The organism is Limnohabitans parvus II-B4 (assembly GCF_003063455.1).
Classification (GTDB): domain Bacteria; phylum Pseudomonadota; class Gammaproteobacteria; order Burkholderiales; family Burkholderiaceae_C; genus Limnohabitans_A; species Limnohabitans_A parvus.
Genome location: NZ_NESN01000002.1, coordinates 266,437 through 290,903 on the forward strand (window position 1 = coordinate 266,437; position 24,467 = coordinate 290,903).

The following is a 24,467-nucleotide window of genomic DNA, read 5'->3' on the forward strand; positions in this document are numbered from 1 at the left end:
ATGCCAAGACAAAAAGGGGCGGATCACTCCGCCCCTGTGAGGATGACCGATTCAATCGATCAGAAGAAGCCCAGCTTGCTCTCGCTGTAGCTGACCAAGAGGTTCTTGGTTTGCTGGTAGTGGTCGAGCATGACCTTGTGGGTTTCGCGGCCGATGCCGGACTCTTTGTAGCCACCAAACGCAGCGTGTGCGGGGTAAGCGTGGTAGCAGTTGGTCCACACACGACCGGCCTTGATGGCGCGACCCATGCGGTAGGCGACGTTGCCGTTGCGGCTCCACACGCCAGCGCCCAAACCATACAAAGTGTCGTTGGCGATTTCCAGGGCTTCGGCTTCGTCCTTGAAGGTGGTCACGGCCAACACGGGGCCAAAGATCTCTTCTTGGAAGATGCGCATTTTGTTGTGGCCTTTGAACAAGGTGGGCTGCACGTAGTAGCCGCCTTCGAGGTCACCACCCAAGTGGGCTTGTGAGCCACCGGCCAAGACTTCAGCGCCTTCTTGCTTGCCCAAGTCCAGGTAAGACAAGATCTTGGTCAGCTGTTCTTTGGACGCTTGTGCGCCCATCATGCTGTCGGTGTCGAGTGGGTTTTGGTGCTTGATGGCGGCCACGCGCTTCAAGACACGCTCCATGAACTTGTCGTAGATGCTTTCTTGGATCAAGGCACGCGATGGGCAAGTGCAGACCTCGCCTTGGTTGAACGCGAACAACACCAAACCTTCGATGGCTTTGTCGAGGAAACCATCGTCTTTGTCCATGATGTCGGCAAAGAAAATGTTGGGCGACTTGCCGCCGAGTTCGAGCGTGGCGGGGATCAGGTTGTTGGCAGCGGCTTGGGCGATAACACGGCCTGTGGAGGTCGAACCTGTGAAGGCGATCTTGGCGATGCGCTTGCTGGTGGCCAGTGGCATGCCGGCTTCGCGGCCATAGCCGTTGACGATGTTGAGCACGCCGGGGGGCAGCAAGTCAGCGATCAGCTCGGCCATGATCAAGATACTGATAGGGGTGGACTCGGCGGGCTTCAAAACCACGCAGTTGCCCGCACCAATGGCGGGGGCCAGTTTCCAGGCTGCCATCAAGATGGGGAAGTTCCAAGGAATGATCTGACCGACCACGCCCAGGGGTTCCTGGAAGTGATAAGCCACGGTGTTCTCGTCGATGTTGGACAGCGCGCCTTCTTGCGCACGCAGGCAACCGGCGAAGTAACGGAAGTGGTCCACCGTCAGTGGAATGTCGGCGTTGAGCGTTTCGCGAATCGCTTTGCCGTTGTCCACGGTTTCGGCGTAAGCCAACATTTCCAGATTGGCTTCAATGCGGTCGGCAATTTTCAGCAAGATGTTGGCGCGGGTGGCCGCATCGGTCTTGCCCCAAGCGTCAGCGGCTTTGTGGGCGGCGTCCAGTGCCAGTTCGATGTCAGCGGCGTCTGAGCGCGCAGCCTGTGTGTAGACCTTGCCGCTGATGGGCGTGATCACATCAAAGTATTGGCCTTTGACCGGGGCCACGAACTTGCCGCCGATAAAGTTGTCGTAACGGGCTTTGTATTGGACTTTGGCGCCTGCGGCGCCGGGTGCTGCGTAAATCATGTGTGTCTCCAGTTTCAGATGTTTGATTCAGACTTGGTGCAGCACTCAGGGTGTTGCACACGCCTGCTTCTTTGCAAGTGCAATGCCAACACGGCGCACATCAGGGTATTCACCGAGGCCCAGACTGAAATTGAGCTGACACAGGTCAAACAGCGCCCCATTGCCCAGACAAAGTGCGCTAAACAATGTCCACTGTCCGCCTGCTGTCAGCGACACCTGTCACAAATTGAGACACTTGATCACGGTCTTTGCTGCGAGTCCTTGCGTTGCAGGTACTGGCCCCTAGACTGAGGACATAAAAAATGAGGCCACACGCCTACGGAGACAAGCCATGCGCACCCACGCCATATTGCCCACCCCCCAACTCAGGCAGGCCAGACTACAACTGGTCGAGCATGGCATTACCCCGACAGCGCAAATCGATGCCTTGGTGAGCCGATCGTGGCATCGCAGCTTGGCGGCAGGCCTTTCACCCATCGGGCGTCTGGACTGCTTGGACAACCTGGCAGGCAGCAGCCTGCAACGTGCACGGACCCTCAACCACGACTTGATCAGCCATTCAGAGCCGGTCATGGAATACTTGTTCGAACAAGTGCGACAGAGCCACAGCATGGTGATCCTGGCCGATGCCCAAGGGGTGTTGATGCACACACTGGGTGACCTGGATTTCTTGAACAAAGCAGATCGTGTGGCCCTGCGTTGCGGCGCATCGTGGGCAGAAAATCAACGCGGCACCAACGCGATCGGGACAGCCTTGGCAGAAGCCAATGAGGTGGAAATCAACGGCGCTGAACACTATCTCGACCGCAATGGCTTTCTGACGTGTGCGGCCGCACCCATCCTGTCGGCTCAAGGCAAGCTCATGGGTATTCTGGATATTTCCGGCGATCATCGCAGTCGACATCCTCACACCTTGGGTTTGGTCTCGACCGCTGCACGCATGATCGAAAACAGCCTGGTCCTGTCTTCTTGTCGTCAGCAAATACTGGTTCAACTCCATGCCAAGGCGGAAGGCATTGGCACCGTTGCACAAGGCGTGCTGGCTTTCTCCGAAGATGGCTGGCTGGTGGGGGCCAACCGCAAAGCGCTCGATTTACTCGGTCTACGCCATGCCGACATGCACACCGTCAGCTGGCCTCAGTTGTTTGAAGAAGCCTTCGAGCGATTGCTGAGCGCACAACAGCGCAACAAAGGCCGCCCCAGCCAACTGCACACCGTGCAAGGCGGCATTTTTTATGCGCAACTGCACAGTCAGAGCCAGGCCCAACAAAGTGTCACCATCACCCTTGCCCCGACTCGCGATGCACTGAGCCAACTGAACAGCGGTGACCCTCTGTGGCAGCAGGCGGCCGACAAAGCTCGCAGAGTCATGGATAAAAACATCCCTTTGCTCATCACGGGTGAGTCAGGTGTCGGCAAAGAGCTTTTTGCCCAAGCTGTTCACCAATGCTCTGCTCGCAAAGACAAACCTTTCATCGCCGTCAATTGCGCAGCCGTGCCTGAGCACCTGATCGAAGCCGAACTTTTCGGCTATGTGGGAGGCGCATTCACAGGCGCAGCCAAAAACGGCATGCCCGGCAAACTGCGCGAAGCCCACGGCGGCACCCTGTTTCTGGATGAAATTGGTGACATGCCACTGGGCTTGCAAACGCGCTTGCTGAGAGTGCTGCAAGAACGCACGGTCACGCCTTTGGGCAGCAGTGCCGCCATTGCCGTGGACTTTGCGCTGATGGGTGCGACCCACCAAAATTTGCGTCAAGCCATCGATCAGGGACGCTTCCGTAGTGACTTGTACTATCGCATCAACGGTCTGAGTTTGCACCTGCCCGCCCTGCGTGAACGCACCGACCTGCAAACGCTAACGCAAACGATCCTGCAAAAATTCGCCCCTGATGCTGATCTGAGCCTGCATCCTGAAGTGAGCACGGCCATGGCAGCATTCGACTGGCCCGGAAATTTGCGGCAACTTAGCCATGTTTTGCGTACTGCTGTTGCTTTGTTGGACCCGCATGAAACACAAATCAACTGGGTCCATTTGCCCGACGATTTGGCCGAGGATTTACAGCGCTGCGCCCAAACCCTGACGCCGCAGGCACCTGCCCAAAACCTGCATGCACTGTCGCTCAAAGCGATCGAGCACGCCCTTGAAAATGCAAGGGGCAATGTCTCAGCGGCGGCCAGGCAGCTGGGGATCAGCCGCCAAACGCTGTACCGCAAGCTCCAATGAATTCGGTCATCTGCGCGACCGATCCTTTGATGCACTTTCTTTAAACTGGCCTGCGAACTATTTGGAGACTCCCATGCTCACACTCTGCGGCTTCGCAGCCAGTAATTACCACAACAAAGTCAAATTCGCCTTGCTCGAAAAGGGCGTGCCATTTGAAGAAGAACTGGCCTGGGTCGGTGCCACCGACGCTTCGGCCAGCCCCTTGGGCAAAGTGCCTTACCTGAAGACACCCGATGGCGCGATGTGCGAGTCGGCTGTGATGCTCGAGTACATCGAGCAAAAGTACCCGCAAAACCCCCTGATCCCTGCCGATCCCTTTGCCGCCGCCAAGGTGCGTGAGCTGGCTCTGTTTCTGGACCTGCACTTGGAACTGGTTGCACGCAACCTCTACCCCGAAGCCTTTTTTGGCGGCAAGGTGAGCGATTCGGTCAAAGAAAAAGTCGGTGCGCAGCTTGAGAAAAACGTCGCGGCCTTTGCCAAACTCGCCAAGTTCGCCCCCTTTGTAGCGGGCGACAGCCTGACGCTGGCCGATTGCGCCGCCGTCACGCATTTGCCTCTGGTCTCGGGCGCCACCAAGCTGGTTTACGGGAAAGACTTCCTCGCCGATCTGCCGGTACGTGACTACCTCAAAATGATGGGCGAGCGCCCGCACATGCAAAAAGTCAACGCCGACCGCAAAGCCAATATGGATTTGATGATGTCGCGCATGAAAGCCAAGAGCTGAGTCTGTGCGCTTGAGCACCTGATGCAGATCAACCCCGGCCCGTGGCTCATGTCACGCGGCAGCGGGGGTTGACCCACATCAATACCGCGCCACAAGAGGCGCCTAGGATGAAGCCATGACTTCATCCCACCCACCCTCCCTCTCCGCCCACCGCGAGCGCCTTTTGCATGAGCGCACGCAACTGTTGCAGCGCATCGCCCAAGAGCGTGGCGGTCTGGTCTCTCGCGCCGACATGGCCGCTGAACACGATGTGCGGAGTTTTGACGACCGGGCCCAAGCCATTTCCGAGCGCAATGACGAGTTCGCCATGAACGAACACGAAACGGCTGAGCTGGGAGACATCGAAGCCGCACTGGAACGCATAGATGCGAGCACCTATGGCCAGTGCACCGACTGCGGCGTGCGCATTCCGTCCGCTCGGCTCAATGCCTATCCCACCGCAAAGCGCTGCATCGATTGCCAGACATTGAAAGAACAACACCGCTGACTTTGCAAGGAGGCCCCCTGCTTGAGCTTGTGCATGGCTCAAGCCCATCTTGGGCTCAAGATCGCTGATATGCTTTCGGACATGCACAGCCTGTTCCACTTCGCTTTTCACGTCACCGACCTCGACGAGGCCCGCCGGTTTTATGGGGGCGTGCTCGGTTGCCAAGAGGGTCGCTCTACCCACACCTGGGTGGACTTTGACTTTTTCACGCACCAGATTTCCCTGCACCTGGGCGAGCCTTTCAAGACCACCCTGACAGGCCATGTCGGCGAGCATCTGGTGCCGATGCCGCACTTCGGTCTGGTCTTGCAAAAGGACGACTGGCAAGCACTGGCCAACCGCCTGCAAGCGGCACACATGCAATTTGTGGTCGAACCCCACCTGCGCTTTGCAGGACAACCGGGCGAGCAATGGACGATGTTCTTCATGGACCCGTTTGGCAACCCGATCGAGGTCAAAGGCTTTGCCGACCTGAACACGGTTTACGCGAGCTGATCGGTCATGGAACACACTTTTGCTTCTGCCACCATCTTGCTGCTGTTGATCACCGATCCGCTGGGCAACATCCCCATTTTTGTCAACACCTTGCGGGCCGTGCCCCCTGAGCGGCGCGCCCGCGTCATCGTGCGTGAAGTGCTGATTGCCTTTGGCCTGCTGCTGTCGTTCATGTTTGTCGGGCAATCGTTCTTGAAGGCCATGAGCCTGTCGGATGTGTCTTTGCAAATTGGCGGGGCCGTCGTGCTGTTTTTGATCGCACTGCGCATGATCTTTCCGCCACCGCCACAAGACTCCCCCGTGCCTTTGGCTGAGCCCTTGATCGTGCCCTTGGCCATTCCCGCCTTGGCCGGCCCTTCGGCCATGGCCACCGTGTTGTTGTTGGTCAGCCAAGCGCCCGAGCGTCGGCTGGAGTGGGTAGCCGCCCTGACCGTGACCATGGCCGTCTGTGCTGTGGTGCTGCTGTTGGCCGAGCGTTTGCAGCGCGTGGTGGGCTTGCGCGTGGTCTCGGCTTTTGAGCGCTTGATGGGGCTGATTCTGGTCTCCATCTCGGTGGAGATGCTGATCCGGGGCCTGAAGTCTCTGGCGCAAAGTTGGCCCCACTGAACCCAGTGTTCCGCCCCTGAGTTCTGAAGCTCGCCCCCGCAGAACAAAGGCCAGCGATCAGTTCGTCCTGCTGCTTTCCAGTGGCACATCCTTTTTGGATCGGGGTGTACCAATCGGCCTGCCCGATTGGCCTTTTTGGGTCGCAGCAATGTCCTCTTCGCTGGGGTATTGGCCCAACAGCCAATAGTCAAAAACACGCCGGGCAATGGGGGCCGCCGCCGCTGCGCCGAAACCAGCGTTCTCCACCACCACCGCCAGCGCAATTTTGGGGGCATCAGCGGGCGCATAGGCCATGTACAAGGCATGGTCGCGCTGGTACTCGGCCAGTTTAGCGGCGTTGTATTTGTCTTTTTGGCCAATGGTGACAGCTTGCGCCGTACCGGTTTTGCCAGCGCTCTGGTAGCCCGCACCGGCAAACACCTGTGCCGATGTCCCCGAGGTCACCACCCCGACAAGGCCATTGCGCACCACCGCAATGTGATCGGGCGCATAACCCAACTCCACCGGCTCCGTCGTGGTGGTTGACGCTTGGGCATGGGTCAGGGCATCTTGCGTGGCACGCACCACGCGAGGGGCAAATTTGCGCCCCCCGCTGGCAATGGTGGCGGTGGCCGATGCCAGCTGCACCATGGTGAAAGCGTTGTAGCCCTGGCCAATGCCCAGCGAGATGGTTTCGCCGCCGAACCATTTTTTCTGCTCGGGCCTTTTGTAATAGTTGCGCTTCCACTCGGTGCTGGGCAGCACACCACGCACCTCACCAGGCAAATCAATGCCAGTGATCTGACCAAAGCCCAAAGGCTTCATGAAGTCATGGATCGCATCGACCCCCATCTCATTGGCCAGCGAGTAGTAATAAACGTTGCTGGACAGCGTGATCGAACGCACCATGTCAACAGGCCCCAGCCCGGAATCGCCATGACTTCGAAAAGTGTGCCCACCATAAGACCACGAACCCGCATCGTTGATGATGGTGCTGGCACTGCGTTTGCCTGTGGTCAATGCGCCTAGCGCCATGAAGGGTTTGTAGGTCGAGCCAGGCGGATAGGTGCCACGCAAGGCGCGGTTGAGCAAGGGTTTGTCGGGCGACTCGTTGAGGGACTGCCAACTCTCGACATCAATGCCCTCGACAAACAAATTGGGATCGAACGTGGGCTTGCTGACAAATGCCAAGACCTCACCCGTTTCAGGGTCCATCGCCACCAGTGCGCCACGGCGATTGCCAAACAAATCTTCGATCATCTTTTGAAGATGGATGTCGATCGACAACACCACGTTCTGCCCTGGCGTGGCCAGACGGCTGGACAGGCTTCGCGTGGCTCGACCACCGGCCGAGGTTTCAACCCGGTTCACGCCCGTGATGCCATGCAACTCCCGTTCGTAACGTTGCTCAACACCCAGCTTGCCAATGTATTCCGTGCCCCGGTAATTGCCCACATCGTCGTCGTCTTCGATGCGTTCTTTTTCGCGTGCATTGATCCGACCGATATAGCCCACCACATGGCTGGCCAACTCGCCATAGGGGTACTGCCTGAACAAGCGCGCCTTGATTTCAACACCCGGAAACCGGTAGCGCTGCGCACTGAAACGGGCCACCTCTGCGTCATTCAAGCGGGTGCGTATGGGCAAAGAGTCAAAACTGCGCGACTCTTCTCGCAGGCGCTTGAAACGGCGGCGGTCTTTGCTCTGAATGTCCACCAGCTCGCCCAGTGCATCGATCGTGGCTTCCAGATCGGCCACTTTGGAGGGCGTGATTTCCAGCGTGTAAGCCGAGTAATTGCTGGCCAGTTCTACACCGTTGCGGTCCAAAATGGTGCCGCGTGGCGGGACGGTCGGAATCACGGCCGTGCGGTTGTTTTCAGCCTGCTCCAGCAGGTCTTCATGGCGCACGATTTGCAAATAAGACAAACGAACCGCCACCAGCACAAAGCACACCAGCACGACCACCTGAACAACGAGCACACGGCTGCGAAACCGGTAGAGATCGGCCTCGTTATCACGCAACTCGGCAAGTGAAGGCAGCCACAGTGACATGGTCAAAGAGGCCGGATGTTGTCAGGGTCAAACGCTCGCCGCTGGGGTGCGAGCAGCAATGCGCCGATCATGGGCCACAGGGCCGCCTGCATCAAGGGCGCAAACAGCTGGCTCCAATGCGGCCAGGCATCCTGCACGATCAGGCGGGTCGCCCACTCCAACAAAGAAGCGATCACGAACAGCGGCGCAATTTGCAAGGTCTGCTCGCGCAGCGGAAACCAAAGCAAGCGCCGTTGCACGGCAATGGCCATGCTGCTCAGCACCACATACGACAAAGCGTTTTGCCCCAGCAAGGCCGACTCGTGCACATCCAGCGCCAAGCCCAGCACAAAGGCCAACACCAAGCCCACGCGCCGGGGTTGGTACACGTTCCAGAACACCACCACGATGGCCAGGACATCGGGCAGCCAGCGCCACCCCGTCAAACCCAGCAACATGTTCATCAGCAGCCCCACCACCAAAGTCAAGGCAATGAAGCGGGGATTGGCGGGCAGCAGCAGCGGTCGGCCTGCGGGCATGATCATGGCTTGGCTCCTGAAGATGCGGGTGCGGCAGAAGGCGCGGGCGACCGGCCTTTGCCGTTGCGCTTGGGTTCAGGATGCGCAGCGGGCGCTGGTGGCCAGTCCTTGACCGGCATCAGCACCAGCAAATGCCGACCGCGGGCTTTGGCTGCAGGGGTGGCATGCACCCGCGCAAATGACGAATCCACACGGCGGTCGATCTGGCTCACGATGCCCACATGCAGGCCCGGCGGATACACACCGTCAATGCCGCTGGTCGTGAGCAAGTCACCTTGCTTGACATCGGTGCTGGCCGGTACAAATTTCAGCTCCAGCGCCCCGCCTGGCATCGACGGGTCGCCCATCGCCACATGCCGACTGCCCGTACGGGCATTCATCACGGGAATGCTTTGGTCCCGGTCCGTCAGCAGAGTCACCTCACTGACCAAGGGGTACACCCGCGTCACTTGCCCCACTACACCTCCGGCATCGATGACGGCAGCGCCTTGCACGATGCCCCCGATCTGTCCACGGTCCACCACCACGCGATCGGTATAGGGGTCGGCGGTGTCGTAAAGCACCTCCACCGCCTGGGATGGCCCCGCCATTTGCTTGCGCAGATCCAGCAACTGCCGCAGCTGGGCGTTTTCTTGTGTCAACTGCTCGACTTGCTGCAAACGCTGGGCTTGCGCGATGGTGCGGGTCTGGAAGTTTTGTGCCGCATCTTGCGCCTCTTCGAGATTGCCGAAATATTGCCCCAAGCCGTTGACTGCCCGCGCGGGTTGCAAGGACAACCACTGCAAAGGAGCCAGCACGATGGCGATGCCCGAGCGCAGCGGCTGAGAAATCTTGAACCGGTGGTCCGAGGCCATCAACAAAATCGACAGCAGCGCCAAGAGCACCAGTTTGGTGGTCGCAGACAGGCCCTGCCGAAAAATCGGGGGTGCGCTGCGTTCGAGGGTATCCAGAGCCATGGAGGAGTTGCGCCGGATTCAGGTTGGGTAAAGCTTGAACCCTGGCCGTGGGCAAGCAGCCAGGTGCATCGCTTATTCGCTGGTGAAGATGCTGCCCAGCTGGTCCATGCGCTCCAGCACCATGCCGCAACCGCGGGCCACGCAGGTCAGCGGGTCTTCGGCCACCAGCACGGGCAAGCCGGTTTCTTCGGCCAGCAAGCGGTCCAGGTCGCGCAGCAGTGCGCCACCGCCGGTCAGCATCATGCCGCGCTCGGCAATGTCGGCACCCAATTCAGGCGGCGTGTGTTCCAGCGCGGTTTTGACGGCCGAGACGATCTGGTTGAGCGGATCTGTCAATGCCTCGAGGATTTCGTTGGAGCTGATGGTGAAGCTGCGCGGCACGCCTTCGGACAGGTTGCGGCCCTTGACTTCCATCTCCTTGACTTCGCTGCCGGGGAAGGCCGAGCCAATGTTTTTCTTGATGGCTTCTGCGGTGGGCTCGCCGATCAGCATGCCGTAGTTGCGGCGGATGTAGCTGATGATGGCTTCGTCAAACTTGTCGCCACCCACGCGCACACTGCCCTTGTAGACCATGCCGCCCAAGGAAATGACACCGACTTCGGTCGTGCCACCACCGATGTCCACCACCATGGAGCCCGAAGCTGCTGACACCGGCAAGCCTGCGCCAATCGCTGCGGCCATGGGTTCTTCGATCAAATACACCTCAGATGCGCCTGCACCCAAAGCCGATTCGCGGATGGCACGGCGCTCGACTTGGGTGGAGCCACAGGGCACGCAAATGATGATGCGGGGGCTGGGGCGGAAAGTGCTGCGCGGGTGCACCATGCGGATGAACTGCTTGAGCATCTGCTCGGTGACGGTGAAGTCGGCGATCACGCCGTCCTTCATGGGGCGGATGGCTTCGATGTTGCCAGGCACCTTGCCCAGCATGGCCTTGGCTTCGTGGCCAACGGCTTGCAGGGTTTTCTTGCCCTGAGGGCCACCTTCGTGGCGGATGGCCACAACAGAAGGTTCATCGAGCACGATGCCCTTGTCGCGCACAAAAATCAGGGTGTTGGCGGTGCCCAGGTCAATGGCCAGGTCGCTGGAAAAATAACGGCGAAATGAAGAAAACATTAGGGAGTCCTTTGACGCTCAAACCCAAGGCCCGCTGAGGGCATATCGGGGACGGCGCGGCTGTCAAATCTGGTGTGTCGTAAGGGCTGGCTCAGAGGCTGTGCGGTGAGCTGCGCCAAACACAGGATAATACCCGATCCCCCGGCAAAACAGGTGCATTCAAGCCCCGTTTAGCTTGGAAAACCCCGTCATTTACAACTCTTTTCAAACCATGTCCCTGACCCCGCAGGATATTGCCCGCATCGCGAACCTCGCCCGACTGGAACTGCAGCCCGACGAGAGTGAGCGCATGCTCACACAGATTAATGGTTTTTTTGGCATCGTCGAAGCCATGCAGGCGGTGGACACCACCGGCATCGAGCCCATGGCCCACCCTGTGGCCGCCATCCAGGACATCACGCTGCGCCTACGCCCCGACGTGGCCAGCGAGCCCAACCAACGCGACCTGAACCAGCGCAGCGCCCCCGCCGTCGAGCGCGGCCTGTTTTTGGTGCCCAAGGTGATCGAGTGAGCCGGAACATGACGACATCCAACCTGCACGACATGACCGTGGCCGAACTGGCCCAAGCCTTGAAATCCAAACAAGTCAGCGCCGTGGAAGTGGCCACCGGCTTTTTGGCCCGTTTGGGCGGCAACCCGCACAACACGTTTTTGGACATCGACAGCGAAGTGACGCTGGCCCAGGCGCAAGCCAGCGACGCCCGACTGGCCGCTGGCACTGGTGGCTTGCTCGAAGGCGTGCCTGTGGCGCACAAAGACGTGTTTGTGACCCGCGACTTCGCCACCACTGCGGGCTCCAAAATCCTCACCGGCTACCGCTCGCCGTTTGACGCGACCCTGGTGCAAAAACTCGGCGCATCCGCGCAAGGCGGCGCGGGCATGGTGTCTTTGGGCAAGCTCAACTGCGACGAGTTCGCCATGGGTTCGTCCAACGAAAACTCGGCTTTTGGCAAAGTGACCAACCCTTGGGACACAGCCCGCGTGCCCGGCGGCTCCTCGGGCGGCAGCGCCGCCGCCGTGGCTGCGCGCCTGACGCCCGCCGCAACAGGCACCGACACCGGCGGCTCGATCCGCCAGCCCGCCAGCTTTTGCGGCATCACCGGCATCAAGCCGACCTATGGCCGCGCCAGCCGCTACGGCATGATCGCCTACGCCTCCAGCCTGGACCAAGGCGGCCCCATGGCCCGCAACGCCGAAGACTGCGCCTTGTTGCTCAGCGCCATGTGCGGGCCGGACCTGGACCGCGACTCGACCTCGCTCGATGTGGCAGCCGAAGACTTCACCGCTTCGCTGAACCAATCCCTGGAAGGCCTGCGCATTGGCATTCCCAAAGAGTTTTTTGGCGAAGGCCTGGCCGCCGATGTGCGCGCCGCCGTGGACAGCGCTTTGCGCGAATACGAAAAGCTCGGCGCCAAGCTGGTGCCCATCAGCCTGCCGCGCACCGAGTTGTCGATTCCGGTGTACTACATCATTGCCCCGGCCGAAGCCAGCTCCAACCTCAGCCGCTTTGACGGCGTGAAGTTCGGCCACCGCGCCAAGGACTACACCGACTTGGTGGACATGTACAAAAAGACCCGGGCAGAAGGCTTTGGCAACGAGGTCAAGCGCCGCATCATGACGGGCGCTTATGTGCTGTCTCACGGCTATTACGACGCCTACTACCTGCAAGCGCAAAAAATCCGCCGCATGATTGCCGACGATTTCCAGCGTGCTTTCACTGAGTGCGACGTGATCGCAGGCCCCGTGGCCCCGTCGGTGGCTTGGAAGTTTGGCGAAAACGCCAACGACCCGGTGGCCGACTACCTGGCCGACATCTTCACCCTGCCAGCCTCGCTGGCCGGCCTGCCCGGCATGAGCCTGCCCGCAGGCTTTGGCGCACAGGGAATGCCCGTGGGCTTGCAGCTGATCGGCAACTACTTCAAAGAAGCCCAGTTGCTGAACGCCGCGCACCGCCTGCAACAAGCGACCGATTTCCACCTCCAGAAACCAGCGGGGGTTTAAGACCATGAGCAAACTCGTCCAAGGCTACGAAGTCGTCATCGGCTTCGAAACACACGCCCAACTCTCGACCCAGAGCAAGATTTTCAGCCGCGCCCCCGTGGCGTTTGGCGCCGAGCCCAACACGCAAGCCTGCGCGGTGGACATGGCCCTGCCCGGCACACTGCCCGTGATGAACGTGGGCGCGGTCGAACGCGCCATCGAGTTCGGCCTGGCCGTCAACGCGCACATCGCCGAGCGCAGCATTTTTGCGCGCAAAAACTACTTTTACCCCGACCTGCCCAAGGGCTACCAGATCAGCCAGTTCGAGATCCCGGTGGTGCAAGGCGGCGAGGTGTCGTTCTTCTTGGAAGAAGGCAAAGAGACCGTGCGCAAGACCGTGCGCCTGGAGCGCGCCCACCTCGAAGAAGACGCGGGCAAATCGCTGCACGAGGATTTCATTGGTCAGAGCGGCATTGACCTCAACCGCGCAGGCACACCCCTGCTGGAAATCGTGACCCAGCCCGACATGCGCAGCAGTGATGAGGCCGTGGCCTACGCCAAAGAGCTGCACAAGATCGTGACCTGGGTCGGCATCTGCGACGGCAACATGCAAGAAGGCAGCTTCCGGTGTGATGCCAACGTGTCGGTGCGCAAGCCCGGTGGCCCTTTGGGCACCCGCCGCGAGATCAAGAACCTGAACAGCTTCAAGTTCATGCAGCAGGCCATCGACTACGAAGTGCGCTGGCAGATCGACCAGATCGAAGACGGCCACGCCATCCAGCAAGCCACGGTGCTGTTCGACCCCGACACGGGCGAGACCCGCGCCATGCGCACCAAGGAAGACGCCGCCGACTACCGTTATTTTCCTGACCCGGACCTGCCACCGCTGGTGATTGGCCGCGGCTGGGTCGAGCGCGTCAAAGGCGAGATGGCCGAGCTGCCTCGCGTGATGGCCGAACGCTTTGTCAAAGACTACGCCCTGCCCGAATACGACGCCACGCAGCTGACGCAAAGCAAGGCGGTTGCCGCCTACTTTGAAGCCACGGCCAAAGCCTGCGGCCAGCCCAAGCTGGCAAGCAACTGGATCATGGGCGAAGTCTCGCGCCGCTTGAACGCGAGCGAGATGGCGATTGAGCAAGCACCGGTGAGCGCGGCCCAACTGGCCGCCGTGATCACCAGAATTCAGGATGGAACCATCAACAACAATGCGGCAAAGCAAATCTTCGATTTACTCTGGGCTGCAGGCCGCATCCTTGGCGAACCACTTGGTGCTGACTACGTTGAACGGGCGATTTCCGAAATCGATGAAATCATCGAAGCCAAAGGCCTCAAGCAGATGAACGACACCGGCGAGCTGGAAAAGATCATCGACGAGGTGCTGGCCGCCAACCCCAAGAACGTGGAAGAGTTCAAGGCCGGCAACACCAAAGCCCTGAACGGCTTGGTGGGACCGATCATGAAAGCCAGCAAGGGCAAGGCCAATCCGGGGCAGGTGAATGCGTTGTTGATGAAGAAGCTGGGCTGACCGTCCTCTGCCACCATCGCCGTTTGCGCTTCATTGATGAAGCGTAAACGGCTTTTTTACGCTTCAAGTCAAAATGAGCGTGAAGGGTGCAAGCCCCATTACGGGGTGACACAGTCGTGGTTGTCATACCCGCGAACGCGGGTATCCATGGTGAGCGAAGGCATGGACCCCCGATCAAGTCAGGAGTGACATGACAAAGGTCGGGTGAAAAAGCGCAGGGCTGGGTGACCAATCACCACCGACTCAAGCCTGGTTCAGCGGCACAATTTCCTGCTCAATCGCCCCAAACAAGCTCTCGCCGTTTTGGCCCTTCATCTCGATGCGGATGGTGTCGCCGTATTTCATGAACTCGGTTGAAGGCTTGCCATCCAGGATGGTTTCGATGGCGCGTTTCTCGGCGATGCAGCTGTAGCCTTTGGGCCACTCGGGTTTGCCGTTCACTTCCACGCTCTTGTTGCTCACGGTGCCGCTGCCCACGATGGAGCCGGCGCGCACGTTGCGAGTCTTGCAAATGTGGGCAATCAACTGGCCGAAGTGGAAGGTCATCTCAGGCCCGGCCTCGCACATGCCCACTTTTCGGCCATTCCAGGTCGATTGCAGCGTCAGGTGCACGCGCCCGCCTTGCCAGGCTTCGCCCAGTTCATCGGGCGTCACGGCCACGGGACTGAAGGCGGTGGCGGGTTTGCTCTGGAAGAAGCCAAAGCCTTTGGCCAGCTCGTTCGGGATCAGGTTGCGCAGGCTCACGTCGTTGGCCAGCATGATCAGGCGCACGCCTTCGATGGCGTCGTCGGCGCTGGTTTGCATGGGCACATCGCCGGTGATGACGGCGATTTCGGCCTCGAAGTCGATGCCAAAGGCTTCGCTGGCGCACACCACCGGGTCGCAAGGGCCGATAAAGTCGTCGCTGCCGCCTTGGTACATCAGCGGGTCGGTATAAAAGCTGGAAGGCACTTCCGAGCTGCGGGCCGCACGGACCAGCTCCACATGGTTGAGGTAGGCTGAGCCGTCGGCCCATTGGTAAGCGCGGGGCAGCGGGGCCATGCATTGCGCCGGGTCAAACGGGAAAGCGTGGCGGGACTTGCCTTGGTTCAGTGTGGTGTAGAGGTCTTCGAGCTGGGGGGCCAGAAAGTTCCAGTCGTCCAGCACCTGTTGCAGTTTGCTGGCGATGCCGGTCGCATAATGGGCGGTGCTCAGGTCGCGCGAGACCACCACGAGTTGTCCGTCGCGTGAGCCGTCTTTGTAAGTCGCCAATTTCATGTTGAATGTGTCCGTTCTGGTCGCGATGCGCTACAGTGTGCATCAGCGAGAAATTACGCATTGTTAAACTCATTTAACTAAACGAAACCAGATTCTAGGCGATATGGACTCAGACAGCACAGCCTCCAACCCCAAAGACGGTGACAAGGAACGCGCAGGCATTCAATCGGTCGAGGTCGGTTTTGCGCTGCTCGATGTCCTGGCGCAAGCGCCCGCCCCTTTGATGCTGCGAGACCTCGCGGCCGCGGCCCACATGAGCGCCGCCAAAGCCCACCGGTATCTGGTCAGCTTCCAGCGCTTGGGCCTGGTGGTGCAAGACAGCACCAGCACCCGCTACGAGCTGGGCCCCGCCACCTTGCGTCTGGGCCTGGCCACCTTGTCGCGGCTGGACGCCGTCAAGATGGCCCGCGAGCGCTTGCCTGCTTTGATCGAAGCCACCGGCCACACCATGGCCCTGGCCGTCTGGGGCAACCGGGGACCAACCCTGGTGCACTGGCAAGAAACCCCACTGGCCATGCCGGTCAGCTTGCGCTTGGGCGATGTGATGCCGCTTTTGTCTTCGGCCACGGGGCGGTGCTTTGCCGCCTTCAACAGCCATGGTGGTGCGGCCGAAAAAGCAGGCCCCATGATCGAAGAAGAATTGGCCTTGGCCCGCAAAGTGGGTCGCAGCGATTTGCCCAGCACGCCCGCACAACTGCAGGCCATGGTGAAAGAAACGCGACAACAAGGCCTGGGCCGCGTGGTCAATGTGTTGTTGCCCGGCATTTCGGGCTTTTGTGCCCCGGTTTTTGATGCCGACGGGCACTTGGTGCTGGGTGTGGTGGCGCTGGGTTCGTCCGCCACACTCGACACGGCATGGAACGGGCCGATTGCCCAAAGCTTGCGCCAGTTTGCACGGCAACTGTCGGCCGATCTGGGCTGGCGTGGTTGATGCGCGCCAAGCTGGCCACCCCCACTGCTGACGACAAAGCCGCGTTGTCGGGGCCACCCTCGCGCCGGGCTTTGCTGGCCTTGGTGCTGGCCGTGCTGGTGGCGCACGCTGTGGCACTGTTGAGCGTGTCGGGCTCACTGGATCTGCGTTTGCCTGCCGACGACGCTGTGCGGACTGGCCCGCTGCAAACGCGCTGGGTGCCGCCGCCTGCTGCTGCACCTGCACAACCCCGACCGAAAACGGTCAAGCCGCGCACCCGCATCGCCACCGAAACGACTGTACCGACAGACACACCCGCACACACCCCAGCACCCTCACCAGAAGCCGCGGAGTTGCCCCCACCACAGCAAGCAAACACGGCCGTGGAGCCCACACCGACGGCTCCCTTGGCCGCACCTGTTGAAAGCGCACCAACCCAGGCGCTGACACCCCCGGTTCCCGCCACGCCCGCCAGCGAGGCCACAGCGCAAACGGCCACCTCGGCCATGCCGCTCATTCCGCTGGGGGCCTTGCCCCCTTCGAGCTTGCTGAACTACCGACTGACGGGTTTGGCCAAGGGCCTCACGTACCACGCCACAGGCGAACTGCGCTGGCAAGCCAACGACAGCGCTTACGCCATGAACTTGTCGGTCAAGGCCTTTTTGCTCGGCTCGCGGCACTGGCGCAGCGTGGGTGCCGTGAACGCCTCCGGCCTGGCCCCTACCCGCTTTTCAGACAGCTGGCGCAACGAACGCGCTGCGCACTTTGACCGCGAAAACAACCGGGTGGTCTTCAGCAACAACGCGCCCGTGGCCACACTGGAGCCGGGCGCACAAGACCAGATCAGCCTGTATGTGCAACTGGCAGCGGCCATGGCGGGCGAGCCCCAGCGCTTTCAGCCGGGGACGCGCCTGCAAATTCAGACCGCCACCACACGCGACGCCTTGCCGTGGTTGTTGACCATGGGGCCTGCCGAAACGCTGAAACTGGACGCGCAAACCTTGCCCACCGCCAAATGGGTGTGCCAACCGCGTAACCGTTTTGACGCCAAGGTGGAGTTCTGGATGGCCGAAAAATACGCCTGGATGCCCGTGCGCATCCGCATCACCCAGATCAGCGGTGACTACATTGACCTGATGTTCAGTGGGCAAGAGCCGCTACCGCCCTTGCCCACGACAAATCTGCCCGTCGAGAAAACCACACCATCTTGAAGTTCATCCAAAAAGCCCCAAGTGTTCACCACAAGTTGAGGGAGAATGAAGACATGAACCTGCTGTACGAATCCGAGACCTTTGCTGTGATGCATGTGCTGGCCAACGCACCTGCCGAACCGGCCCCCGTGACCAGCAAGCCGATGCTGGAACGCCATGGTTTCGAAATCGTGGACAAACGTTCGGGTAAAGAGGTGTACTTAGACGGCTCATGGGCAGAAATGTTCCAGCAGCAAATCCAGGCTTGGCAGCAACACACCCCGACGCAAGAAGAAGTCGAAGACACCCTCGAGGGTTACACCGGCCTGGCACAGCAGCCGGTGGTGGTGCACTGACACCGCTTGTTGGCGTCGTTGACTCGCTCTTTTGCCATACACCGACTTGGTTTTGTCGTACCCGACCCAGTTTTGTCATACCCGACTTGATCGGGTATCCATGTGGTTCGAGCCGTAGATACCCGCATTCGCGGGCATGACAGGTTTATTCGCGGGCATGACAGGTCTTGTCGCTCGATCTTCGCACCTTCCACCAGCCGCCTACCACTTCAGACGGCTTTTTCTTGTCCGCTGACACCACCGATCCATTCGAAAATCGGCCCCACCAAAATCAGCACGGCCACTAAACGGCAAACCTGAAAGGCCGTGACCACCGGCACGCCCAGCTGCAAGACCTTGGCCGTGATCGCCATTTCGGCAATGCCGCCCGGTGAGGTGCCCAAAATCAAGGTGGCCGGATGCAGCCCCGTGGCCCATGCCAGCGCCAGGCCAAAGCCCACAGACAGAACCATCATGACCAGCGTGCCCGTGGCCGCCGAGGCCAGCCAGCGCGGCGCGGTGTGCACAAACTCACGCTGAAAGCGCACGCCCAGGCTCACACCGATGACCAGCTGCGCCGCGTTCGACAAGGCCGTGGGCACGGCCGACCAGTACACGCCCGACAAGGTGAGCCCCATCGACACCAGCAAAGCGCCCATGAACCAAGGGTTGGTGCGTTTGAGCCAAGTCATGAGCAGCGCGCCGCCCGCGGTGGCCAGCGCCAGCCACAGCAAGCCAGGCCACTGCGCCACACGTGGCCCGGGCAACAGGCGGGCATCGACCTGCAAGCCCCAGTGGTTTTGCGCCCATTGCATGGCAAAAGGCACCGACACCACCACGATCACCAACCGCACGCTGTGCGCGGCCGCCACCAGATCGGTGCGGGCACCATGGCGCTCGGCCAGCAAAGTCATCTCGGATGCGCCGCCAATCGCGCTGGCAAAGTAGCTGGTGGCCCGCCAGGCCCCCGGCGGCAGGTGCGCAAAATCAGCGGCATGCTGGCGCTGCAGCCATAAGCCAAACAAGGCCCCCAGGGCCAACGCCCAGACCACGGCCAGCGCAATCGCCCACCACAGACTGGTCACCAAGGCCGCCACTTGCGGCGTGAAATACAAACCCAAAGCCGCGCCGATCACCCATTGCCCGCCATTGCGCAGCAAGGCTGCACTGCGGGTGGGCGCGCCCAACACCGATGCCACCGCCGTGGCCAGCAACGGGCCCAACATCCAGGGAATGGGCGTGTGCAGCCAGACGCACAGCTCGGCAGCAGTCAGCGCCACCAACAAGGTCAGCGCGGTGCGGGTCAGTTCACGAAAATTCATCGGGTCAAAAAAAGACCGCCCACGCGGGCGGTCGGGGTCAAGTCAAGAGAGGCCGCTTCAGGCGTGGCGGCGGATGCTGTCGGCCACCGTCTGCACGATCTGATCGATGTGGCTGTCTTCCACGATGTAGGGCGGGCAAATCACCAGGTTCTCGCCTGCCGGACGCACCCACACGCCTTTGTGGAAGCAGTCCATGAAGATGTCGTAAGCCCGCTTGCCGGGCGAGCCCGCGATGCTGGCCAGCTCCACCGCCCCAGCCAGGCCCAGCGTGCGGATGCCGATCACATTGGGCAGGCCTTTCAGGGCGCTGTGCATCGCGTCGCCCAACACGCGGCCTTGCTGCCCAGCACGGGCAAACAGGTTTTCTTCTTTCATCAAATCGAGCGTGGCAATGGCGGCCGCGCAAGCCACAGGGTGACCCGAATAGGTGTAGCCGTGGAAGAACTCGATGGCGTGCTGCGGCGAGTTGGCGTTCATCATCGCGTCGTAAATGAAGTCGCGGCAGATCACGCCACCCAGCGGGATCACGCCGTTGGTCACCGCCTTGGCGAAGTTCAGCATGTCAGGCACCACGCCGTAGTAATCAGCGGCAAAGTTCACGCCCAAGCGGCCAAAGCCGGTGATGACCTCGTCAAAAATCAGCAAGATGCCGTGCTTGTCGCAAATCTCGCGCAGGCGTTTCACATAGCCTTGCGGTGGGATGTACCAGCCCGCGCTGCCAGCGATCGGCTCGACGATCACAGCCGCGATGTTGCTCGGGTCGTGCAGTACCAGAATACGGTTTTCCAGCTCCAGCAGCGGGTCTTCGGCCCACACAGGCTCTTCGTGGTGGATGTAGGCGTGGTTCACCGGGTCGTGGATGAAACGCATGTGGTCCACCCGGGGCAGCAGCTGCGCGCCAAAGGCTTTGCGGTTGGCGGGCAGGCCGCCCACGCTCATGCCGCCAAAGTTGACGCCGTGGTAACCCTTTTCGCGGCCAATGAACACCGTGCGGTGGCCTTCGCCCCGAGCACGGTGGTAGGCCAGCGCCACTTTGAGGGCGGTGTCAGCGGCTTCTGAGCCGGAGTTGCAAAACAGCACCTTGTTCAGGTCGCCGGGGGCCATCTCGGCGATCATCTGCGCGGCTTTGAAGGCCTTGTCGTTGCTGGCCTGAAAAGCCGTGGCGTAGTCCAGCGTATCGAGCTGCTTTTTGATGGCTTCGTTGATGGGTTTGCGGTTGTGGCCCGCGCCCACACACCACAGGCTGGAGATGCCGTCGATCACCTTTTTGCCGTCGTGCGTGGTGAAGTGCATGCCCTCTGCGCCCACGAACACGCGGGGGTCCTGTTTGAAAGTGCGGTTGGGCGTGAAGGGCAACCACTGGTTGTCCATGTTCAGGTCGGTGTGGGCCACGGCAAAACTCCTTGAGATCGATCCAGCCGATCAGTTTAAAGGGCAAAGTGGTCCCTGTTCGCCCTCACGCGACAAGCCGGGCGACAAAGAAACGGGTGTCTCTACAATAGCCAGTCCAGAAATGCCCGACCCCAACCCCTTGAATGGGCACGGCGAAACCTGCAGCTTTTACCCATGACCACGACTTACATCCTGACCCTCTCTTGCCCTGACCGCACCGGCATCGTGCATGCCGTGTCGGGTTTTTTGCTGGAGCGGGGAGGCAACATCGAAGAAGCGGCGCAATACAACGACCACGATACGGGTCTGTTTTTCATGCGTGTGCAGTTTGCGTGCGGCCAAGCCGATGGCGCCGCACTGAGCGCGCAATGGGGCGAGTTTGCCCAGACTTTCCAGATGAAGTGGGACCTGCACGCCACCACCCAGCCCATGCGCACCGTGCTCATGGTCAGCAAAGAAGGCCATTGCCTGAATGACCTGCTGTTCCGCTGGAAGAGCGGCCTGCTGCCTTTGGACATCCGCGCCATCGTGAGCAACCACCGCGAGTTCTACCAACTCGCCGCCAGCTACAACGTGCCGTTTCACCACATCCCGGTGACCAAAGACAACAAGGCGCAAGCGGAGGCCAAACAGTACGAGATCATCCAGGCCGAAGGTGCCGAGCTGGTGGTGTTGGCCCGATACATGCAAATTCTGAGCGACGACCTGTGCCGCAAACTGGCCGGGCGTGCCATCAACATCCACCACAGCTTCTTGCCCAGCTTCAAGGGGGCCAAGCCTTATTACCAGGCACACGACCGGGGTGTGAAACTGATTGGGGCCACCGCCCACTATGTGACGGCCGACCTGGACGAAGGCCCGATCATCGAGCAGGACGTGGCCCGCGTGGACCACAGCAAAACCGTGGAAGACCTGACCACGATTGGCCGCGACACCGAAAGTCAAGTGCTGGCCCGCGCTGTCAAATGGCACAGCGAACACCGCGTGCTGATCAACGGTCACAAGACGGTGATTTTCAAATAAATAACCTTGCGGGACAGCTCTTTAGCTCTGACCCCAACTGATTCAACATGTCCGCCACCTCACGCATCCCGCCCATCCAGTGCCTGTTGACCTTTGAGGCACTGGCGCGCTTGCGCAGCGTGACCCAAGCGGCCGAAGAGTTGTGCGTGACGCCCAGCGCGGTGAGCCACCGCGTCAAGCAACTGGAACAAATCATCGGCACCAAGCTGTTTGGTCGGGCCGATTTTTCACTGACCACCGAAGGCATCGAATACCTGGCGCATGTGCGCGAAGGGCTGGTATCTCTGCAGCGTTTCCCGAGCGCCAGCAACACCCCGGGGCGGCGCAAACTGCGCCTGGCGGTCACGCCCACCTTTGCGCGCTCGGTCTTGATGCCGCGCCTCAAACACTTTCTGGACGCTTACCCCGAAATCGACATCACGCTGCAAGTGAGCATTCCGCTTTTGGACGTGGTCGCCGAAGACGCTGACCTGACGGTGCGCTTTGGTACCGGGCGCTATTCGGACGTCGAGCACGTCTGCTTGGCCAAGGACGAGGTCACGCCTTTGGCGTCGCCCGCCTGGTTGCGCGAAAACGGCCCCTTTGCCAGCGCCGAAGAACTGCAAGGTGTGGCGCTGCTGCGCAGCCCCCTGGAGCCCTGGCGCACCTGGTTTGCCGCGCACGACCTCGATTGGCCCGAGCCCACAGACGGCTCGTCGTTCAACGACATTGGTCTGATGTGCGACGCCGCAGCCCAAGGCCTGGGCGTGGGCCTGATCCGCACCAAGCTGGGTGCCCCTTGGCTGGAGAGCGGCCAACTGGTGCGATTGTTCGAGCGCAGCGTGCCCAGCCCCCACGCCCATTACCTGTGCTGGCGCACCGGCACCATGGAACGCTGGGAATGCGCCACCTTTGCCGACTGGTTGAAAAAAGCGCTGGCCTGACAAACGCTTTGCGATACCCGGCTCACGCGTCATACCCGGCTTGAATCCTGCACCGTCATACCCGGCTTGACCGGGTATCCATGACCCCTAAGGCATGGACCCCCGACCAAGTCGGGGGTGACAAAGGCCTAAGTCGGGGGTGACAAATTCCCCGTGGGAGCGAGCCCCTGCTTGCGAATGTCTGCGTTGGCAGGGTCTGCATTCGGCTGCAGGGGCAGCCTCCCACAAAAATCATCTTGCACACAACAAGCGCGGGGCTAAATTCACACAGCCGTCAAAGTTTCTTCAGCCCGCCCCGCGCTCCTTGCGCTTACAGTGATGGCATTAACTCCAGGTTTTGAATGCCATGAGCGCCAGCACCCCCGTTGAAACCCAGCAACTGACCGCCACCGAACGTGCCGAGCGCCAACGCGCCGTGGTGCAGGCCTTGCTCAAGGTCTTGCCCGCGTCGTCCATCCTCTACACCCCGGAAGACACCACGCCCTACGAGTGCGACGGCCTGACCGCCTACCGCGAGCGGCCGCTGGTGGTGGCGCTGCCCGAAACCGAAGGCGAAGTGCAGGCCGTGTTGAAAGCCTGCCACGCCCTGCAAGTGCCGGTGGTGGCACGCGGTGCGGGCACAGGCCTGTCGGGTGGGGCCATGCCCCACCGCATGGGCGTGACCCTGTCGATGGCCCGCTTCAACCAAATCAAAACCGTGGACCCGGTCAGCCGCACGGCCGTGGTGCAGTGTGGCGTGCGCAACCTGGCCATCAGCGAGGCGGCCGCGCCCTATGGTCTGTATTACGCACCCGACCCGTCGAGCCAGATCGCCTGCACGATTGGCGGCAACGTGGCGGAAAACTCTGGGGGCGTGCACTGCCTCAAATACGGCCTGACGGTGCATAACGTTCTCAAGGTCAAAGGCTTCACCATCGAAGGCGACCCAATCGAGCTTGGGAGCGATGCACTGGACACCCCGGGCTACGACCTGCTGGCCGTGCTGGTCGGCAGCGAAGGCATGCTGGCCGTGACGACCGAAGTCACCGTCAAGCTGGTGCCCAAACCCATGCTGGCGCGCTGCATCATGGCCAGCTTTGACGATGTGCGCAAAGCCGGTGACGCCGTGGCCGCCGTGATCGCGGCAGGCATCATCCCCGCCGGGCTGGAGATGATGGACGGCCCCATGACGATTGCCGTGGAAGACTTTGTGCACGCGGGCTACGACCTGAGTGCGGCGGCGATTTTGCTGTGCGAGAGCGACGGCACGCCCGAAGAGGTGGAAGAAGAAATCGGCCGCATGAGCGAGGTGCTGCGCGGCTGCGGCGCCACCGCCATCACCGTGAGCCGCGACGAAGCCCAGCGCATGAAGTTCTGGAGCGGTCGCAAAAACGCCTTCCCTGCCTCGGGGCGCATCAGTCCCGACTACATGTGCATGGACTCGACCATCCCGCGCAAGCGCCTGGCCGATATCCTGCAAGCCATCAGTGAGATGGAAACCAAATACGCCCTGCGCTGCCTGAACGTGTTCCATGCGGGCGACGGCAACCTGCACCCGCTGATTTTGTTCGATGCGAACGACGCCGACCAGCTGCGCCGCTGCGAGCTGTTTGGTGCGGAGATTCTGGAAACCAGCGTGGCCATGGGCGGCACGGTGACGGGCGAGCACGGTGTGGGCATCGAGAAGGTCAACAGCATGTGCGTGCAGTTTTCCGCCGAAGAAAACGAACAAATGTTCGCCGTCAAACGCGCTTTTGATCCGCAAGGCCTTTTGAACCCAGGCAAGGTGATCCCGACCCTGAACCGCTGCGCCGAATACGGCAAGATGCTGGTGCGGGCGGGGGCGATCAAGCACCCAGACCTAGAACGGTTCTGATCTAAAGCGCCCCTA

22 protein-coding genes are annotated in these 24,467 nt (G+C 60.9%); 14 read left to right on the plus strand and 8 right to left on the minus strand.

What is annotated here, in order from left to right:
• Positions 1–59 precede the first annotated feature (59 nt).
• Entirely contained in the window at positions 60–1,580 is a 1,521-nt protein-coding gene (adh, locus tag B9Z37_RS05925) for an aldehyde dehydrogenase (protein ID WP_108312099.1), read from the minus strand.
• Between the two features lie 331 nt (positions 1,581–1,911).
• Here adh and B9Z37_RS05930 point away from each other — a divergent pair, with 331 nt between their 5' ends.
• From B9Z37_RS05930 to B9Z37_RS05950, 5 genes are all read left to right on the plus strand, one after another.
• On the plus strand, positions 1,912–3,807 hold the full coding sequence (locus tag B9Z37_RS05930) for a sigma-54-dependent Fis family transcriptional regulator (protein ID WP_108312100.1): 1,896 nt from the start codon (positions 1,912–1,914) through the stop codon (positions 3,805–3,807).
• Positions 3,808–3,880: 73 nt separating this feature from the next.
• The gene (locus tag B9Z37_RS05935) at positions 3,881–4,531 is read left to right on the plus strand and encodes a glutathione S-transferase family protein (RefSeq protein ID WP_108312101.1); all 651 of its coding nucleotides are present in this window, start codon (positions 3,881–3,883) and stop codon (positions 4,529–4,531) included.
• A gap of 115 nt (positions 4,532–4,646) precedes the next feature.
• A complete protein-coding gene (locus tag B9Z37_RS05940) occupies positions 4,647–5,018 on the plus strand; it encodes a TraR/DksA family transcriptional regulator (RefSeq protein WP_167394332.1) in 372 nt (123 codons plus the stop codon).
• Between the two features lie 81 nt (positions 5,019–5,099).
• Positions 5,100–5,513, plus strand: a complete 414-nt coding sequence (locus tag B9Z37_RS05945; protein ID WP_167394347.1) for a VOC family protein — start codon at positions 5,100–5,102, stop codon at positions 5,511–5,513.
• Positions 5,514–5,519: 6 nt separating this feature from the next.
• Positions 5,520–6,119: a MarC family protein gene (locus tag B9Z37_RS05950; RefSeq protein WP_108312103.1), complete on the plus strand. Its 600-nt coding sequence runs from the start codon at positions 5,520–5,522 to the stop codon at positions 6,117–6,119.
• Between the two features lie 57 nt (positions 6,120–6,176).
• Here the strand turns inward: B9Z37_RS05950 and mrdA are convergent, their stop codons facing one another.
• The 4 genes from mrdA to B9Z37_RS05970 all read right to left on the minus strand — a co-directional run bounded on the left by mrdA (position 6,177) and on the right by B9Z37_RS05970 (position 10,740).
• Complete coding sequence (mrdA, locus tag B9Z37_RS05955; protein ID WP_108312104.1) at positions 6,177–8,150, minus strand: penicillin-binding protein 2; 1,974 nt, start codon at positions 8,148–8,150, stop codon at positions 6,177–6,179.
• Between the two features lie 2 nt (positions 8,151–8,152).
• Positions 8,153–8,674 carry a rod shape-determining protein MreD gene (gene mreD / locus B9Z37_RS05960; RefSeq protein WP_108312105.1) on the minus strand — a complete coding sequence of 174 codons (522 nt, stop codon included), beginning with the start codon at positions 8,672–8,674 and terminating at the stop codon, positions 8,153–8,155.
• Positions 8,671–9,624: a rod shape-determining protein MreC gene (mreC, locus tag B9Z37_RS05965; RefSeq protein ID WP_108312106.1), complete on the minus strand. Its 954-nt coding sequence runs from the start codon at positions 9,622–9,624 to the stop codon at positions 8,671–8,673. The genes mreD and mreC overlap by 4 nt, the downstream gene beginning before the upstream one ends.
• 72 nt (positions 9,625–9,696) lie before the next feature.
• Positions 9,697–10,740, minus strand: coding sequence for a rod shape-determining protein (locus tag B9Z37_RS05970; protein WP_108312107.1), 1,044 nt, complete (start codon positions 10,738–10,740; stop codon positions 9,697–9,699).
• A 211-nt stretch (positions 10,741–10,951) separates the two neighbouring features.
• On the opposite strand from B9Z37_RS05970, the gene gatC reads away from it, so the two are divergent.
• The 3 genes from gatC to gatB are packed head-to-tail and all read left to right on the plus strand — an operon-like array spanning position 10,952 to position 14,245.
• Complete coding sequence (gene gatC, locus B9Z37_RS05975) at positions 10,952–11,251, plus strand: Asp-tRNA(Asn)/Glu-tRNA(Gln) amidotransferase subunit GatC (protein ID WP_108286170.1); 300 nt, start codon at positions 10,952–10,954, stop codon at positions 11,249–11,251.
• An 8-nt stretch (positions 11,252–11,259) separates the two neighbouring features.
• The gene (gene gatA / locus B9Z37_RS05980) at positions 11,260–12,741 is read left to right on the plus strand and encodes an Asp-tRNA(Asn)/Glu-tRNA(Gln) amidotransferase subunit GatA (RefSeq protein ID WP_108312108.1); all 1,482 of its coding nucleotides are present in this window, start codon (positions 11,260–11,262) and stop codon (positions 12,739–12,741) included.
• A gap of 4 nt (positions 12,742–12,745) precedes the next feature.
• Complete coding sequence (gene gatB / locus B9Z37_RS05985) at positions 12,746–14,245, plus strand: Asp-tRNA(Asn)/Glu-tRNA(Gln) amidotransferase subunit GatB (RefSeq protein WP_108312109.1); 1,500 nt, start codon at positions 12,746–12,748, stop codon at positions 14,243–14,245.
• A gap of 243 nt (positions 14,246–14,488) precedes the next feature.
• Here the strand turns inward: gatB and B9Z37_RS05990 are convergent, their stop codons facing one another.
• Positions 14,489–15,502, minus strand: coding sequence for a fumarylacetoacetate hydrolase family protein (locus B9Z37_RS05990; RefSeq protein WP_108312110.1), 1,014 nt, complete (start codon positions 15,500–15,502; stop codon positions 14,489–14,491).
• Between the two features lie 103 nt (positions 15,503–15,605).
• Here B9Z37_RS05990 and B9Z37_RS05995 point away from each other — a divergent pair, with 103 nt between their 5' ends.
• The 3 genes from B9Z37_RS05995 to B9Z37_RS06005 are packed head-to-tail and all read left to right on the plus strand — an operon-like array spanning position 15,606 to position 17,958.
• On the plus strand, positions 15,606–16,433 hold the full coding sequence (locus tag B9Z37_RS05995) for an IclR family transcriptional regulator (RefSeq protein ID WP_108312111.1): 828 nt from the start codon (positions 15,606–15,608) through the stop codon (positions 16,431–16,433).
• Positions 16,433–17,623, plus strand: coding sequence for a DUF3108 domain-containing protein (locus tag B9Z37_RS06000; protein WP_108312540.1), 1,191 nt, complete (start codon positions 16,433–16,435; stop codon positions 17,621–17,623). Before B9Z37_RS05995 ends, B9Z37_RS06000 begins: the two co-directional genes overlap by 1 nt.
• A gap of 53 nt (positions 17,624–17,676) precedes the next feature.
• A complete protein-coding gene (locus tag B9Z37_RS06005; RefSeq protein WP_019429232.1) occupies positions 17,677–17,958 on the plus strand; it encodes a BTH_I0359 family protein in 282 nt (93 codons plus the stop codon).
• A gap of 209 nt (positions 17,959–18,167) precedes the next feature.
• Here B9Z37_RS06005 and B9Z37_RS06010 read toward each other — a convergent pair whose 3' ends face one another.
• Entirely contained in the window at positions 18,168–19,259 is a 1,092-nt protein-coding gene (locus B9Z37_RS06010; protein ID WP_108312112.1) for an AbrB family transcriptional regulator, read from the minus strand.
• 57 nt (positions 19,260–19,316) lie between these two features.
• The gene (locus B9Z37_RS06015; protein ID WP_108312113.1) at positions 19,317–20,651 is read right to left on the minus strand and encodes an aminotransferase class III-fold pyridoxal phosphate-dependent enzyme; all 1,335 of its coding nucleotides are present in this window, start codon (positions 20,649–20,651) and stop codon (positions 19,317–19,319) included.
• Positions 20,652–20,825: 174 nt separating this feature from the next.
• Here B9Z37_RS06015 and purU point away from each other — a divergent pair, with 174 nt between their 5' ends.
• The 3 genes from purU (at position 20,826) to B9Z37_RS06030 (ending at position 24,452) form a co-directional block, all read left to right on the plus strand.
• Entirely contained in the window at positions 20,826–21,674 is an 849-nt protein-coding gene (gene purU, locus B9Z37_RS06020) for a formyltetrahydrofolate deformylase (protein WP_108312114.1), read from the plus strand.
• A 47-nt stretch (positions 21,675–21,721) separates the two neighbouring features.
• Entirely contained in the window at positions 21,722–22,597 is an 876-nt protein-coding gene (locus B9Z37_RS06025) for a LysR substrate-binding domain-containing protein (RefSeq protein WP_108312115.1), read from the plus strand.
• A gap of 346 nt (positions 22,598–22,943) precedes the next feature.
• Positions 22,944–24,452 carry an FAD-linked oxidase C-terminal domain-containing protein gene (locus B9Z37_RS06030; protein ID WP_108312116.1) on the plus strand — a complete coding sequence of 503 codons (1,509 nt, stop codon included), beginning with the start codon at positions 22,944–22,946 and terminating at the stop codon, positions 24,450–24,452.
• The last annotated feature ends 15 nt before the right edge of the window (positions 24,453–24,467 follow it).